A 14,497-nucleotide genomic window follows, 5' to 3' on the forward strand; every position below is an offset into this window, starting at 1 on the left:
GTTTTCGATTATCAGTGCTTCTTTATAAGTACAGCTTGATTTTGACTTATGACAGCGTACCTAATGGATTGCGACAGCCGCCAAAGGCAATTTTTTCCTTTTCAGCGATTTCTTTTTTAATAAATGGCAAAACACTCTGCGCATAAAGTTCATCGATTTTTTCAACAAGCAAATGATCACTAGGCAATGTTTGCTTTTCTAGTCGTGCATTAAACCATTGCTCAATCTCTTGCGGATACAAGTTGCCTGCAATCGAAGACAAGCAATTAAAACCTAAGTCAATCTTTCGTGCTAATTCTTTTTCTCCTCCTGCATAGATGTGCAGTTCCTTTGATGTTCGAGCAAGTAGCTCTTGGACAGTCGTTGGATCACCCGCCTCTTTTATACCGATGACTCGTTCCTCTTTCAATAGTTCAATGTAAGTTTCAAGAGAACAGCTAAAACCTGTGCGAAGCGGGTTATTGTAAATAATCGTTGGTTTATTACTCAACAAGATCAGCTTCGAAGCATAAGCAAAGGCTTCCGCCTGACTAGGTAAAATATAGGGCGGGAAACCTAATAATATCCCTTTGATGATAGTTGATTGATCGATTTTTTCTGCAAGTAATTCCGCTTCTTTTTGGCGAATACTCGCTAACCCAAAAATCAGCTCAAAGTCGTTAGCGACCTTCAATTTAGGAAGCTGTTCAATCATGGCTATTTTTTCTTGAACTGTTAGCGAATGCTGTTCGCCAGTAGAGCCACACACCAAAACCGATTTTACGCCTTTATTTGCTAAGTATTCGATATGAGCAAACGTTGCATCGATGTTCAACGTTTCATCTGGATAAAAAGCTGTAGGAACAGCTATATGATAGTTTTGAGTAAGAGACATGCGAACACCTCAGTTTCTTTGATTTAGGAATAGTTTAACATACCTGACAGAAATATTTTGCAGTTAGGTGAAACAACTATAAACAGTGATAACCATATAACGGAAGTCGGGACAGAAAAGGTAACTTCTGCTCCCGCCGTTTATTCAGTATTAAGGAATACAACAAAAATGAATGTTATGCTTGTCTCAAACATATCCCCCTCTACAAAAAAGAACCGATACTCCAAAGATAGTTTTGGAGTATCGATTCATTCGTTGATTGTTCTGTTTTTTAGAGCCTATAAATTGGCCTAACCTTTTATGCTTTTCTGAGTTCCAGCCCTTATCCTGTCGCCAAAACAAAACACAGAATTGCGACTAGAACCGTCAAAACAAATTCAACCTTCACTTCCGTTCCATACGTTTGGTTTGGCAGATAGATTGCTTTTCGTTTCGATTGATAAGGGATCTTAGGGCGGTTGGGTTGAGCAGACTCAATAAGTATCGATAATAAAATCAGTGTGAAATAAATAGGATTTTGTTGTACCGCAAAATAGATGCTTGAAGCTAATAAAATCAAACTAGTACCTTTGAGTATTCTAGCGTAGGTCATTTTCTCTCCTCCATTCTATTCGTCTACTAAAAACCGAAGTGAATCATTCCTTTTATGTATTTATTTTTATTACTAATTCTTAAAACGAGAGAAACAATGATTTAAAGTATTTAGACGTATTTCAAACTATTTCTTTTTCTAAAAATGATACAATTCAAATTCTAAAATGGAGCAAATAATAAGAACTAAAATCGTCAGAATCAGCTCAAATGTCACTTCCGTTCCATAGGTTTGATTCGGTAGATAGATTGATTTTCGTCTGGACTTATAGGGGATTTTAGGTCGGTTAGGTTGGGCATATTCGAGCAATATTGTTAGCATGATCAGAGTGAGATAGATCGTATCTTTCATTGCAGCAAAATAGATGCTTAGCGCCAATAAAACCAGTTGGATGATTTTGATTATTCGAACGTAGGTCATCTTTCATCTCTCCATTCTATGTATAAATAGTAATCACTACTTCCCTACAACTATATGTACGCCAAATACTAAAATGTTACTTTAACAAATTAAAATAACTACTAATTTAATCATATCAAAAAATATAAAAATTTTTCATCTCATTCCTAAAAAGCGGTTTTAACAGCATAATCGTCACTACATTCATTCGTCTAAATCAAAAAACTATGAACGAATAAAAAAACGGAACAACAGAATGGATGAATCCATCCACCTGTTATTCCGTATCTAATACTATTTAAAATCAGTTTCTACTCTACAAATGGCTCTTCACCTAGCGCTTGTTGTGCGGCTAAGTTTAGTAGGCTCCATTGACGGTCGTGTCCTGGTTGGAAGAAGAAGTCTGCTTCCGCCAAGTCTTCGATCGTTAATTTTTGTTGGATGGCTAAAGCCAAAACATTTCCTTGAGGAGTAATATCTTTCGTTGATAATACTGCTCCACCTAGCAATTGGTGCGTAAATGGATCATACGCTAATTGTACGGCTGCTTTCGCATTGCCAAATTCTTCTGGTACGAATTTTGGACGGATCGTATCTTCGTAGAAGGAAGTTTTGATTGCTACGCCTGCACGATCAGCTGTGAAGCTGTTCAAACCACTTGCAGCAAAGTGATAGTCAAACACACGTAACGCAGATGAGCCGACTAAGCCTCCAAATGGTTTGCTTGGTGTTTGTTCAAATAAATGTTGGACCACATAGCGTGCTTCTCTACGTGCAACTGTTGCCAATGCGATCGGCACTTTTTTGCCTGCTGGGATCGAGTAAGCAAGTGTCGCATCCCCTACCGCATAAACATCAGGTAAGTTTGTTTGTAGATATTCGTCTGTGATGATCCAGCCACGTTCATCTAAGTCCACGATTCCTTGCAACCATTCAGTGTTCGGTTTGACACCGGCAGCTTGGATGATCAAATCAGTTTCGATCGTACCACTCTCTGTTTCGATTGCAGCTACTTTACCGTCACCAGTAAATGCTTTGATGTTCACACCCGTTTTGATGTTCATCCCTTTTTCTTTCAAGTGTGCTTCTAAGATATCTGTCATTTCCTTATCTAAGTAAGTACCTAAAGGACGATCGATCATATCTATTAATGTAACTTCTTTCCCTGCATTCAAGAAAACTTCTGCAGCTTCGATCCCGATGTAACCTGAACCGATAACAGCTACTTTTTTCACTGCTGGGTCTGTCATGCGTTCTTTGATTTTCGTTGCCCAATTGTAGCCACGCATCAAATACACATTTTCCAAGTCTGTTCCTGGAACAGGTAGTGAGTTTGGTTTAACACCTGAACTCAAAATCAATTTATCATAAGCATACTCTTCAGTATGTCCATCTTCTTTACGTGTAACTGTTACTGTTTTTTTATCTGCATTGATTGTTTTTACTTCGTGGTTATTTAATATACCCACATTTGGTTGTGGAAAGTTTTCTGGTCTGAAGTTGCGGACGTCATTCACACTAGTGACTTGATCCTCTAAATATAACTCCATACCGCATGACATAAATGAAACATAGTCGCCTGCTTCAAACAAAGTGATATCAACATTTTCTCCGTATCTAGACAGTAATTCTAAAATGGATTGATGACCTCCATGTGATGCACCGACAATAATTACTTTCGTTTTTTCCATTGACAAGACCCTCCTCATAACAATTGTTTAGAAACATCCTAAACATTTTCACGATATCATTCATCTTCTAATAAAGCAAATGAAAAGGCTTGCCTAAAAAGTAAGTTCTGTTATTTTATCATTATTTTTCGAGTTCTGTTAAAAATGTACCAATGCGTCTACACGCTTCTTGCAGATCGTCCATACCACTTGCATAAGAGATCCGAATAAAGCCTTCGCCTTCTGGTCCAAAAGCAGAACCAGGGATACAGGCAACTTTGCCTTGTTCTGCGAGTGCTAAACAAAAGTCCCACGAATTCATCTGGATGGTTTCTGGTAAGCGGCAGAACAAATAAAACGCGCCGTCTGGTTGAGAGATTTGAAATCCTAATGCTGTAAGCTGAGGCAATAGATAATCCCGACGTTCAACGTAGCGGGCTTTCATTTTTTCGCCTTCATCCATACTTTTTGTCAGTGCTTCGATCGCTGCTTTTTGAGAAATCGTTGTGGCAGAAGTCACTAAATATTGATGGACTTTGATCAATTCATCGATCACCGGTTTTTGGGCAAAAAGAAAGCCAATCCGCCAACCTGTCATGGCATGGGATTTAGATAGCCCATTCACGACAATTGTTTGTTCTGGCAGATACGTCGCAATCGATACATGCTCCCCAACATAATTCAGCTCGGCATACACTTCATCACTGATGACAAAAACTGGATGTTGACGCAAGACTTCCGCAAGCTTCTTCATTTGTTCAGCGGATAATAATGTTCCAGTTGGATTACTTGGATAGTTCAAGATAACTGCTTTGATCTCGTCTCCGTATTTGGCAAACGCTTCTTCTAGTTGCTCAGGTTGGCAAATAAAACCAGTTTCTGAGGTATCGATCGTGATCAATTCTGCGCCTGCTAGATCAACGATTGGTTGATAACCAGGATAGGCAGGTGCTGGGATCAACACTTTATCGCCTTCTTCTAAGACAGCTAATAAAGCTGTCGCAATCGCTTCTGTGGCGCCGATCGTTGTCAGTACTTCCGTTTGTGGATCATAGGAAAGACCGTAACGTTCTTTTTGGAAGAAACAAGCTGCCTCGCATAATTCTGGTAAACCTCTCATCCCTGTATAATGGGAATAGTTTTCTTTGATTGCTGTGATACCAGCTTCTTTTACTGCTTCCGGTGTTGAAAAGTCAGGCTCACCTAATGTCAATTTGATGATATCTGGAATACTTGAGATCTGTTGATCGAACATCCGGATCTGTGAGACTTCGACTTTAGCCAGCCTTGGATTAAAACGATGGTGTAAATTCATAGACTTCTCCCCTTTTGGTTACTATCCTTATTTTTTCAGAAAAGTTCCTTGGTGTAAAGGATTGTTTTGTACCATTCCAAGCCTTTTTCTAAAACGGACATATCAAAATCAAATATCGCATCATGAAGTGCGGGCGTATCGCCTACACCTAGAAAGAAAAAGACACAAGGATAGTGTTCCGTATAGACGCCGAAATCTTCTGCTTGTAAGACAGGCTCAGCTAATTCATGTAATAGTTCTGAATGAGCAAGTGCCGCATACAACTTTTCATCATTGCGCACAGCAGGGTACCCGTCATTATAGCGAAAGGAGATCTTTGCTTGAGAAGTTTGTTGGAATTCTTCTGCTAGTCGTGCTAATTGCGCTTTTAAGTCTGTTTGTGTCTTGCGACTGTAAGAACGAATGCTTCCTGAAATCACCACTTCATTGGCTAAGACATTGCGGATCGTACCGCCTGTGATCTGGCCGAATTTTAAAAGATGTTCAAGATTTGCTGGCAAAGATTCGTCAAAATCATAGACTTCTTTCATAAAACGCACGGCTGCTTCTAAACTGTCGATGCCTTGGCTGCTGGATGCGACGTGTGCCGATCTGCCTTGGACAATGATATCCGTTTCGCTACTTTGCGCCAGCAATGCACCAGGGCGTGAGAATACTTTGCCTTCTGGTAAACCTGGCCATAAATGAAAGCCGAAGATTGCCTGGACATTGTAATGTTCCAGCAACCCAGAACGGATCACACTCTCTGCTCCACCAGCAATTTCTTCAGACGGTTGAAAGATCAAGACGATATTGTGTTGCATCTCTTGTCGATGCGTAGCAATATAGTCAGTCAATCCTAAAAGCATCGCCATATGGCCATCGTGTCCGCATGCGTGCATGAATCCTGGATGTGTAGAAGCAAAAGGTAACCCTGTGGCTTCCGTGATCGGTAACGCATCGATGTCTGTCCGAAAAGCAATCGTGGTCGCTTGTTGCTGATCAAAATAGACCAACAAGCCTGTTGCATCGATTTCATGAATCACGCCACCACAGTTTTTGATTTGTTCGTAAAGGTATTCCTTCGTTTTAAATTCTTGAAACCCAAGTTCAGGAATTTGATGTAACGCCATTCGATGTGCTGCCAACATGTCGCTTCACCATCCCTTCATAGATTCCTTTTACCACGGTTTCATATTGCGCATTGGGTACGCCGATGATTAAATTCAACTCTTGCGCCCCTTGCGAAAGAATCGAGGTTCTGATTTCTAACTCGTTCAAAATCGACAACACTTTTCCAGAAAGTCCGATCGGTTCTTTATGAGGACCGCCTACAACCGAAATCAATGCGAGATCTTCAATCACCTCGATCTCTTCTACGCCTAATTCTTCACGCAATTCTTTCGTGATCAAAAATAATTTATCCATGATCAATTCAGCTGAAACGACGACACCGATATTGTCGATACCAGACGGGATATGTTCGATTGAAATCCCGTGTTTTGCAAAAATACTCATTGCTTTCCAAATAAACCCGATTTCATCTGACATGTGTCGTTTGAACAAGGTGATCGAAAGAAAATCTTTCCGCCCGGCGATCCCAGTCAAGCCATTTTCTTTTTCGACTTCATGATTGGAGATTTTTGTGCCATGGTCATTCGGGCGATTCGTGTTTTTGATTTGGATCGGGATATCAGCTTCTTGGACAGGAAAGACCGCTGATTCGTGCAAGACATTGGCGCCCATATACGCCATTTCTCGTAATTCCCGAAAAGAGATCTCTTCAATGACTTTTGGCGAGTCGATGATTCTGGGGTCTGCCATCATGATGCCAGAAACATCCGTCCAGTTTTCATAAAGGTCGGCGTGTAAGACACTTGCTAAAACAGAACCCGTAATATCGCTGCCGCCTCGGCCAAGTAATTTTTCTTTTCCTGCTGGATTGGCACCATAAAATCCTGGCACGATCAACTTTTGCTGTTTTTGATACATTTCACGTACGGCTTCTTCTGTACGTGTAAAATCGATGCCACCTTCATAATCGAAGTAAATCAGTTCACCCGCATCGGCAAAGCCATACTCTAAATATTCCGCCATCAAGCGGGCAGTCAAATATTCCCCGCGACTGACGAGATAATCGATCGTCACTTTTTCTTCTTTCAATTGTCTTTCGATCGTCGCTAGCTCTTTTTCAATGGGAAAATCAAGGGCTAACAGATCTCTGACTTGAATAAAACGTTCTGTGATCCGTTCCCATAATGGAGTCCAATCGACATTGTGCTGGAGGTACGCATGGATCAAATAGAGTAAATCCGTCACTTTATCATCTTCATCCGTTCTTTTACCTAGAGCAGAAACCACAACGACTTCTCGGCTAGGATCAGCTAGAACGATCTCACGGACTTTACGGAATTGTTCTTCATGAGACATCGAGCTGCCCCCAAATTTTGCTACTTTCATGCAAGGACCCCCTCTTGAAGAAGTGCCCGGGCGATTTGAACAGCGTTAGCTGCCGCTCCTTTGCGGATATTGTCTGCCACTGTATAAAAAAGCAGCCCATTTTCAACCGACAAGTCGCGGCGAATACGCCCAACATATACTTGATCGGTATCTTTCGCCAACGTACTCGTAGGATATTGGTGTTCTTCTAAGTTGTCGACGACCAAGATCCCTGGAAACTGCTGGAAGCAAGCACGGATCTGTTCCAGTGAAAATTCCTTTTCTAATACTACGGCAATCGAAACACCGTGACCATTTTCAATCGGTACACGCACACAAGTCGCAGATACTGGTAAATCTGGCTGATGCAGGATTTTTTTCGTTTCATTGATCATTTTTTGTTCTTCTTTAGTATACCTATTTTCCATGGGACGATCGATTTCAGGGATGACCGTTTGACTGATGTCATGAGGATAAAAAGTGGCTGGTTCACCATTTTTGGTCGCCTGTAGATCAACGATCCCTTGTTGACCGGAACCCGATACAGCTTGATAGGTCGTGTAGTTGACACGTGTCACACCAAACGTATTTTGTAACGCTTTAAGCGGTAAGACGGACTGGATCGTCGAGCAATTTGGATTTGCGATCAACGGATCTAACGCATGGTCCTCTAGATTTACTTCAGGCACGATCAATGGGATTGCAGGATCTTCTCGCCATGCTGAAGAATTATCGATGACTACTAAGCCAGCTTGACGTGCAATGGGACCAAATGTTTGAGATACGGATGCTCCAGCTGAAAAAAGCGCTAAATCATACCCAGAAAAAGAAGTCTCCGTCAATTCTTCGACCACATATTCTTTCCCCTTAAACACAGACAGACTCCCCGCAGAGCGTTTGGATGCTAAAAGCTTGAGTTTTCCTACTGGAAAATCGTACTCCTCTAATACTCTTAACATAGTTTGACCGACTAATCCCGTCGCTCCGACAATACAGGTATCTATTTCGCGCATGTTTTTCATCCTTTCTTTGTCTACAATTCTCGTAATGCTTCAATCAAGGCGGTATTTTCTTTGGTTTGGTCATCCTTTATTTTCAACACACGTGCAGGTGTCCCACCAACGACCGTCTCAGGTGCTACATCTTCTAAAACGACAGCGCCTGCTGCGACGACTGCATTTTTACCGACACGGACACCTTCGACGATGACCGCGTTCGCACCAACTAATACACCGTCTTCGATGATTACTGGCTGCGCAGAAGCTGGCTCGATGACCCCAGCTAACACAGCACCTGCACCGATATGACAATTCTTGCCGACAGTCGCACGTCCGCCTAAGATCGCCCCCATATCGATCATGCTATGTTCCCCGATTTCAGCACCGATATTGATCACAGCGCCCATCATGATCACTGCTTGATCTCCGATGGTCACTTGGTCACGAATGACGGCACCTGGCTCGATCCGAGCGTTGATGTCTTTGATATCCAATAAAGGAACTGCACTATTTCTTGCTGTTTGTTCAAGTTCGATCGCTAAGATTTTCTCCGCTTCTTTTTCTAAGACTGGTGCAATGTCTTTGTAATCACCAAAAACGATCGGACTATGCGCTTCACCAAATACTTTCGCGTTCGGAAACTCGATAGGTTCTGATACATTTAAATAAACTTTGACTGGGGTCTTTTTTTCTGCTGTCTGAATAAAACGAATGATTTCTTGTGCGTTCAACTTAGGCTCCTCCTCTAGGTACAAATAAATCTTCTAATTGATATAAACCGGCTGACTGTTCGGCCAACCAGATGCTTACGTGGACTGCTCCTTCCGCAAAAATGCGATTGGAAAAGGCCTCGTGTTTCACTGAAAGGACTTCATCTTTCGTTGCAAAGATGACTTCATGTTCTCCAGGAAAAGAGCCTGCACGCAGGCTATGGACACCGATTTGTTGGTCTTCGCGTGGTTGATCTGTCCACTGATAGACCGGTGTCAAGTCTCTGACAGATTGGAGTGTTTCCACTAATCGCTTCGCTGTGCCTGAAGGTGCATCTTTTTTTTGACTGTGGTGTTTTTCGATCAATTCGATTTGCCAAGTTGCTAAGTCTTGAGCGGCTTGTTTGATCAAGCGGTTCATCACCGTGATCCCTAGTGAAAAATTGGCACTGTAAAGGACAGGGATCGTTTGCGCAGCTTCAGCGATTTGAGCGAATTGTTCTTCGGTATAACCGGTTGTGCCAATCACCAATGGTACACTATGTGTTTGACTATATTGTAAGATTTTCTCCAAACCATCAGGATGAGAAAAATCAATGATGACCTCCGGTGTCTGCTCAAACGTCAACGTATCCGTTGCTTGTAAGGATTGAGACAACGTCAATGGCTGGTGCTGATATTCTTCGGTGACTTCTGCAATTCGTTTGCCCATTTTCCCATTTCCAATGATCCCTATATTCATCTATTTGCCCCTCCATTTTCTGCTAATAAGGCGATCAACTGTTGCTTCTTTTCCTCGCCTAATGCGCTCAACGGCAAACGTAACGGCCCAGCTGGTAAACCTAAATGGTTCATCGCGGCTTTCACTGGGATCGGATTCGTTTCACTGAATAAGGCGTTGATCAACGCTAAATGGGTCAATTGTTTTTCTTTCGCTGAATGACTATTTCCATTCAAGTAATCATGGACTAATTCATGGACTACTTTTGGCTGGATATTTGCCCAAACACTGATCACGCCGATGCCACCAACACTCAATACAGGCAAGATCAGATCATCGTTGCCGCTGTAAAGCGCAAATGTTTCATCAATCAGTTGCGCGACTTCCATCGTATAGGACATGTCTCCAGAAGCTTCTTTGATCCCAATGATTTGTGGATGCTTCGCTAATTCCGCTAGTACGGGTAACGCAATCGTCATTCCTGTTCGTGACGGTACATTGTATAAGATGATGGGTAACGAGGAAGCATCAGCAATCGTTTGAAAATGAGCGAGTAATCCTACATCGCTCGTTTTATTGTAATAAGGAGTGATCACTAATAATTGGTCTGCCCCTAGTTCAGCAAAGCGTTGGACTTTTTTGACCGTTTTCGCCGTTGCATTTGATCCTGCACCAGCAATCACCGGAATACGTCCATTGACTTTTTCAACAGTGAATCGTAAAATCTCTTCCTCTTCTTCGTCTGAAAGTGTCGGTGATTCACCTGTTGTTCCAAGGACAAGTAACCCGTCTGTTTGTTCGTTAAGATGAAAAGCAATCAACTGCTCCAATCCTCGATAATCTACTGCTCCTGTTTCCGTCATCGGTGTCACTAATGCAACAATCGATCCTTTGATCATGCCTCTACCTCCAAATTTTTGTGCCATTCATATGTGGCCGGTCCCGCCATCGTGATCGTTTCATCGCCAGAAATCTGTAAATCGCCTTGTTCCAAATGGATCGTGGCTTGTGATCCTGAGAGATAGCCTTGATCTCTTGCGACGACGTAAGCTGCACAACAGCCTGTCCCGCAAGCAAGCGTCCAACCGACCCCTCGCTCATACGTACGAACGATCAATTCTTCTTCATTGACAAATTGGACAAAATTGACGTTTGTTTTCTCCTTGAACATGGGGTGATGACAAAGCTTCTCTCCCATATCTTTCGATAATTCAGCGATTGCATCGTCAACAAAAACAACCGTATGGATCGTTCCCATGAATACACTAGTCAGTACCACTTCTCGATTGTCGACCGTCAATGTTTGTTTGATGATAGGATCTGCTTGCTCCACCGCTACCTTCTCTGGGCGATAATCTGGCTCTCCCATATCAACCGTGCAATAAAAAGGATCACGTGAATGGATCGTCACATGGATCATCCCAGCAAGAGTTTTGACTGCAAATTGGGTATCTTCAACCAATCGTTGGTCACTGACATAGTTTGCAAAACAGCGAATCCCGTTGCCACACATTGGCGCACGACTGCCGTCTTTATTGTAATAGATCATTTCTAAAGGCGTTGTTTTGACCGCAATCAAACCGTCTGTATCGTAAGCAGTCGGTGCGCATAATTGCTCCGCCAAACGACTATAGTCGATCGTTTCATCATAATCTAAAAGAATAAAGTCATTGCCACACCCGTTGTATTTATAAATCTGCATAGACTTCTCCTCTCAATAGATCTGCATAAGTTTGTCGACGAACGACTTCTCGTGACACGCCATCTTTGACAAAAACGACAGCTGGGCGAAGCGCGCGATTATAGTTGCTGCTCATCGAATAACCGTATGCCCCTGTCGCATATACTGCCAAAAGATCCCCTGGTTCTGCGGGAGGCAACTGCGTTTCTTGGATCACGACATCACCTGATTCACACATTTTCCCTGCAATCGTTACTTTTTCCGTTTTTTCAACGTCAAGTTTATTTGCCAGATCACAGGTGTATTCTGCTTGATAAAGCGCCGGACGAATATTATCGGTCATCCCACCATCGACGAAATAATATTTTTTGTGCGGCGTTTCTTTGATATAGCCAACTGTATAAAGTGTCGTTCCGGCTTCGCCCACGATACTTCGCCCCGGTTCAATCAATAAGCGATCGATCGTCAAATTTTTTTCAGCTAATGCCTTTTCTGTATGCGTCACAAGATGCTTGACTGATTCTGCAATAGGCAACGGCGTGTCCGCTTCGGTATAGCGGATACCAAAGCCACCGCCTAGATTTAAAGAAAGTGGTTGTTGGAAATCTGCCAGATAGGTCACTAATTGATCGATTTCAGCTAACCACGCAGTCATATCAAAGATTTGTGAACCGATATGTGCATGGAATCCTTCCAAAGTAAGAAAGTCACTTTGCTGGATACGTGTGATCGCTTGTTGGCAAACTTCGCTATCATACAACATACCGAATTTAGAATCGATATGCGCTGTAACGATATATTCATGTGTATGCGCTTCGATCCCCACGTTCAATCGCAACATGATCTGTAGATTTTTCTGGTATTCGCGACTTAATTCTTCCAAGACTTCGACTTCCATCCCGTTATCCGCCACAAAATGCAGAATATCATTTTCAATGGCATACCTTAACTCGTCGATCGTCTTATTGTTGCCATGAAAGTAAATCTCCTCGACAGGAAACTTCGCTTGTAAGGCAGTGTAGATCTCTCCACCACTTACCACATCTAAACCTAGCCCTTGCTCAGCGATCATCCGCAGCAATTCGACTGTTTGAAAGGCTTTAGAGGCATATAAGACCTTTGTTTGAAAAGAATCAGAATCAAAGTTCAGCTTAAACGACTTTATCGTTTCTTCCATCTTTTTTTCATCATACACATATAGGGGTGTTTGATATTCTTTTGCTAGTTGACTCACTGGAATTTCGCCGATCATTAATTCTGTCATTCTCATTTCCCTCTTTTCAAAAAATATTTTCTCATCAAATTGACATATCGTTAGATTATAATTTGAATTTTATTTGAATAATATTAAACAAATTTGTTTGAATTGTCTAGTTTAAATCGCTATTTTCTGTAAAAATGTTTATTTTTTCAATTTTATTGTATAACTCGCAACCTAAATAAAAAAACAAGTATTATTTTCACATGATTTTCTTAGAATGCACAAAAAAAACTGACTATTGGTTTAGTCAGTTTTTTTGTCGTCCTTTATTCAACATCAATTGCTCACATAAATAGCTAAAAACATCAACGCCGCACCTAACATGACAAATAAATGCCAGATCACATGAGTGAATCTTCTGCTTTTCATACTGTAAAAGAGTGAGCCTACAGAATAAGCGATTCCTCCAGCAACTAAGAGTAGCAAGCCAGTCAAATCGATATTCTGATAAAGCTTAGGTAATACAACGATGATCGCCCAGCCCATCACATTGTAAATGATTGTTGAAACTTTCGATACTTTATTTGTTTTCGTTAACGTCAAACATTTATAAATAATCCCGATCACTGCGGTTGCCCAGATGATACTAAGTAAGATCAGACCCGTCGTTCCTTGTACGACTAGGAGACAAAATGGCGTATAGGTCCCTGCGATCAAGAGGTAGATCGAACAATGATCAAATACTTGGAACACTTTCTTTGCCTTCGTAAAAATCAGGCTGTGGAATAAGGTCGAGGAAAAGAAAAGCAGAAAAAGTGAACTACCATAAATCGCAAAAGCGACATAATCTAAGGTCGTATGGGCTCGATCCATCAGCAGATTAAAGCAAAGCAGACTTAATAAGGCTGCGATCCCATGTGTCACTGCATTTAATACTTCATTGACGATTTGGTACTTTCGACTAAATTCTATCTCCATCTTGATCCACTCCGTTTCATTTGTTCTATTTCATTATACACGATGGATTTGCTGTTTACAAAAACTTTTACATCTAGTTTCTAAAACTATATCATTTTTTAAACACTTTTGTAAAATATTTTATCAGCATCACCAAAAATAGCAACAAAAGCACACTGATCAAGGCATTCACCCTTAAAAAATTCGACCTTTTTGCTTGTTTTACTTTTGCTAATGAAGCCTCTATCTCTTCTTGTTCAACAGCGATTCTATGTCCGCGCACCAATAAACGGTGACTATTGATCATGTAAGGCGTACAAGTAACGAGGGTCACTAAATCTTGATTCTCTTGGATTTGCAGTGCTTCTGTCTCAGTAGGTGCTACAGTTTTGATTTGATCGACTTGATACGCAAGATACTGTCCATTGATTTCAATAAAAAAGCGATCTCCGATTCGTAATCGAGGCAAATCGGTGAATAATTTTGCCTGTGGCAAGCCTCGGTGGCTAGAAAGTACCGCATGTGTCGATAAGCCTCCGATGGGATAAGAGGTGTTTTCAAGTAAACATGCGCCTTTTTCCAATAATTTCGATGTCGTTTGATCAAAAATCGGTAAGTTGACATTGATTTTGGGGATCGTCAAAACACCAACGGTATGTGACGCAATATAAGATTTCAGAGATTTTTGATCTTCTTCTTTTTTTGTAGAGAATGGCTCTGCTTCTGGTAAGGCTTCCTTTGACGCTAGCTTTTTATTTTTTTCAAGCATCTCCTTTTGCAAATCGGCAATCACTGATGCATGTTCAGCTTTTGCCTTTTTCTGATAATTTTTGATGACTTGTTGATCGAGATAATCATTCAGCGTATCACTGACGAAAGGATAAGCTAAGCTGAGGACGCCGATAAAAAATACTGAGAGCATGATCAGATCTAACATACGTCTTTTCTTTTGCTTCATTTT

General features: G+C 41.4%; 15 protein-coding genes. All 15 read right to left on the reverse strand.

Going from position 1 to position 14,497, the window contains the following annotated elements:
- Positions 1-46: 46 nt before the first annotated feature.
- Positions 47-874: a dihydrodipicolinate synthase family protein gene (locus JZO83_RS01920; protein WP_207114852.1), complete on the reverse strand. Its 828-nt coding sequence runs from the start codon at positions 872-874 to the stop codon at positions 47-49.
- Positions 875-1,196: 322 nt separating this feature from the next.
- The gene (locus JZO83_RS01925) at positions 1,197-1,466 is read right to left on the reverse strand and encodes a hypothetical protein (RefSeq protein WP_207114853.1); all 270 of its coding nucleotides are present in this window, start codon (positions 1,464-1,466) and stop codon (positions 1,197-1,199) included.
- 138 nt (positions 1,467-1,604) lie between these two features.
- On the reverse strand, positions 1,605-1,886 hold the full coding sequence (locus JZO83_RS01930) for a hypothetical protein (protein ID WP_207114854.1): 282 nt from the start codon (positions 1,884-1,886) through the stop codon (positions 1,605-1,607).
- Positions 1,887-2,176: 290 nt separating this feature from the next.
- Positions 2,177-3,556 (reverse strand): FAD-dependent oxidoreductase, encoded by a 1,380-nt coding sequence (locus tag JZO83_RS01935; RefSeq protein ID WP_207114855.1) that lies wholly within the window; start codon positions 3,554-3,556, stop codon positions 2,177-2,179.
- A gap of 121 nt (positions 3,557-3,677) precedes the next feature.
- Entirely contained in the window at positions 3,678-4,850 is a 1,173-nt protein-coding gene (locus JZO83_RS01940; protein ID WP_207114856.1) for a pyridoxal phosphate-dependent aminotransferase, read from the reverse strand.
- A gap of 35 nt (positions 4,851-4,885) precedes the next feature.
- Positions 4,886-5,980 (reverse strand): amidohydrolase, encoded by a 1,095-nt coding sequence (locus JZO83_RS01945; protein ID WP_207114857.1) that lies wholly within the window; start codon positions 5,978-5,980, stop codon positions 4,886-4,888.
- Positions 5,940-7,289, reverse strand: coding sequence for an aspartate kinase (locus tag JZO83_RS01950; RefSeq protein ID WP_206855363.1), 1,350 nt, complete (start codon positions 7,287-7,289; stop codon positions 5,940-5,942). Before JZO83_RS01950 ends, JZO83_RS01945 begins: the two co-directional genes overlap by 41 nt.
- Positions 7,286-8,281, reverse strand: a complete 996-nt coding sequence (locus JZO83_RS01955; RefSeq protein WP_207114858.1) for an aspartate-semialdehyde dehydrogenase — start codon at positions 8,279-8,281, stop codon at positions 7,286-7,288. The genes JZO83_RS01950 and JZO83_RS01955 overlap by 4 nt, the downstream gene beginning before the upstream one ends.
- A 20-nt stretch (positions 8,282-8,301) precedes the next feature.
- On the reverse strand, positions 8,302-8,997 hold the full coding sequence (gene dapD, locus JZO83_RS01960; protein ID WP_206855344.1) for a 2,3,4,5-tetrahydropyridine-2,6-dicarboxylate N-acetyltransferase: 696 nt from the start codon (positions 8,995-8,997) through the stop codon (positions 8,302-8,304).
- Between the two features lies 1 nt (position 8,998).
- Positions 8,999-9,718, reverse strand: a complete 720-nt coding sequence (dapB, locus tag JZO83_RS01965; protein ID WP_207114859.1) for a 4-hydroxy-tetrahydrodipicolinate reductase — start codon at positions 9,716-9,718, stop codon at positions 8,999-9,001.
- Positions 9,715-10,596, reverse strand: coding sequence for a 4-hydroxy-tetrahydrodipicolinate synthase (dapA, locus tag JZO83_RS01970; RefSeq protein WP_207114860.1), 882 nt, complete (start codon positions 10,594-10,596; stop codon positions 9,715-9,717). The genes dapB and dapA overlap by 4 nt, the downstream gene beginning before the upstream one ends.
- Positions 10,593-11,399, reverse strand: coding sequence for a diaminopimelate epimerase (gene dapF / locus JZO83_RS01975; protein ID WP_207114861.1), 807 nt, complete (start codon positions 11,397-11,399; stop codon positions 10,593-10,595). The genes dapA and dapF overlap by 4 nt, the downstream gene beginning before the upstream one ends.
- Entirely contained in the window at positions 11,386-12,642 is a 1,257-nt protein-coding gene (lysA, locus tag JZO83_RS01980) for a diaminopimelate decarboxylase (protein ID WP_207114862.1), read from the reverse strand. The genes dapF and lysA overlap by 14 nt, the downstream gene beginning before the upstream one ends.
- 273 nt (positions 12,643-12,915) lie before the next feature.
- The gene (locus tag JZO83_RS01985) at positions 12,916-13,557 is read right to left on the reverse strand and encodes a hemolysin III family protein (RefSeq protein ID WP_206856717.1); all 642 of its coding nucleotides are present in this window, start codon (positions 13,555-13,557) and stop codon (positions 12,916-12,918) included.
- Positions 13,558-13,648: 91 nt separating this feature from the next.
- Positions 13,649-14,494, reverse strand: a complete 846-nt coding sequence (locus JZO83_RS01990) for a class C sortase (RefSeq protein WP_207114863.1) — start codon at positions 14,492-14,494, stop codon at positions 13,649-13,651.
- Positions 14,495-14,497 lie beyond the last annotated feature (3 nt).

The sequence above is a fragment of the Enterococcus sp. DIV1298c genome, assembly GCF_017316315.1.
Taxonomy (GTDB): Bacteria; Bacillota; Bacilli; order Lactobacillales; family Enterococcaceae; genus Enterococcus_B; species Enterococcus_B mangumiae.

What these genes read in the sequence shown, in the direction of transcription:
- JZO83_RS01925 (WP_207114853.1), bottom strand. Translation starts at nt 1,466, where the DNA reads ATGACCTACGCTAGAATACTCAAAGGTACTAGTTTGATTTTATTAGCT.
- dapB (WP_207114859.1), bottom strand. Translation starts at nt 9,718, where the DNA reads ATGAATATAGGGATCATTGGAAATGGGAAAATGGGCAAACGAATTGCA.
- dapA (WP_207114860.1), bottom strand. Translation starts at nt 10,596, where the DNA reads ATGATCAAAGGATCGATTGTTGCATTAGTGACACCGATGACGGAAACA.
- JZO83_RS01945 (WP_207114857.1), bottom strand. Translation starts at nt 5,980, where the DNA reads ATGTTGGCAGCACATCGAATGGCGTTACATCAAATTCCTGAACTTGGG.
- JZO83_RS01920 (WP_207114852.1), bottom strand. Translation starts at nt 874, where the DNA reads ATGTCTCTTACTCAAAACTATCATATAGCTGTTCCTACAGCTTTTTAT.
- JZO83_RS01950 (WP_206855363.1), bottom strand. Translation starts at nt 7,289, where the DNA reads ATGAAAGTAGCAAAATTTGGGGGCAGCTCGATGTCTCATGAAGAACAA.
- JZO83_RS01940 (WP_207114856.1), bottom strand. Translation starts at nt 4,850, where the DNA reads ATGAATTTACACCATCGTTTTAATCCAAGGCTGGCTAAAGTCGAAGTC.
- JZO83_RS01930 (WP_207114854.1), bottom strand. Translation starts at nt 1,886, where the DNA reads ATGACCTACGTTCGAATAATCAAAATCATCCAACTGGTTTTATTGGCG.
- lysA (WP_207114862.1), bottom strand. Translation starts at nt 12,642, where the DNA reads ATGACAGAATTAATGATCGGCGAAATTCCAGTGAGTCAACTAGCAAAA.
- JZO83_RS01985 (WP_206856717.1), bottom strand. Translation starts at nt 13,557, where the DNA reads ATGGAGATAGAATTTAGTCGAAAGTACCAAATCGTCAATGAAGTATTA.
- dapF (WP_207114861.1), bottom strand. Translation starts at nt 11,399, where the DNA reads ATGCAGATTTATAAATACAACGGGTGTGGCAATGACTTTATTCTTTTA.
- JZO83_RS01955 (WP_207114858.1), bottom strand. Translation starts at nt 8,281, where the DNA reads ATGCGCGAAATAGATACCTGTATTGTCGGAGCGACGGGATTAGTCGGT.
- JZO83_RS01935 (WP_207114855.1), bottom strand. Translation starts at nt 3,556, where the DNA reads ATGGAAAAAACGAAAGTAATTATTGTCGGTGCATCACATGGAGGTCAT.
- JZO83_RS01990 (WP_207114863.1), bottom strand. Translation starts at nt 14,494, where the DNA reads ATGAAGCAAAAGAAAAGACGTATGTTAGATCTGATCATGCTCTCAGTA.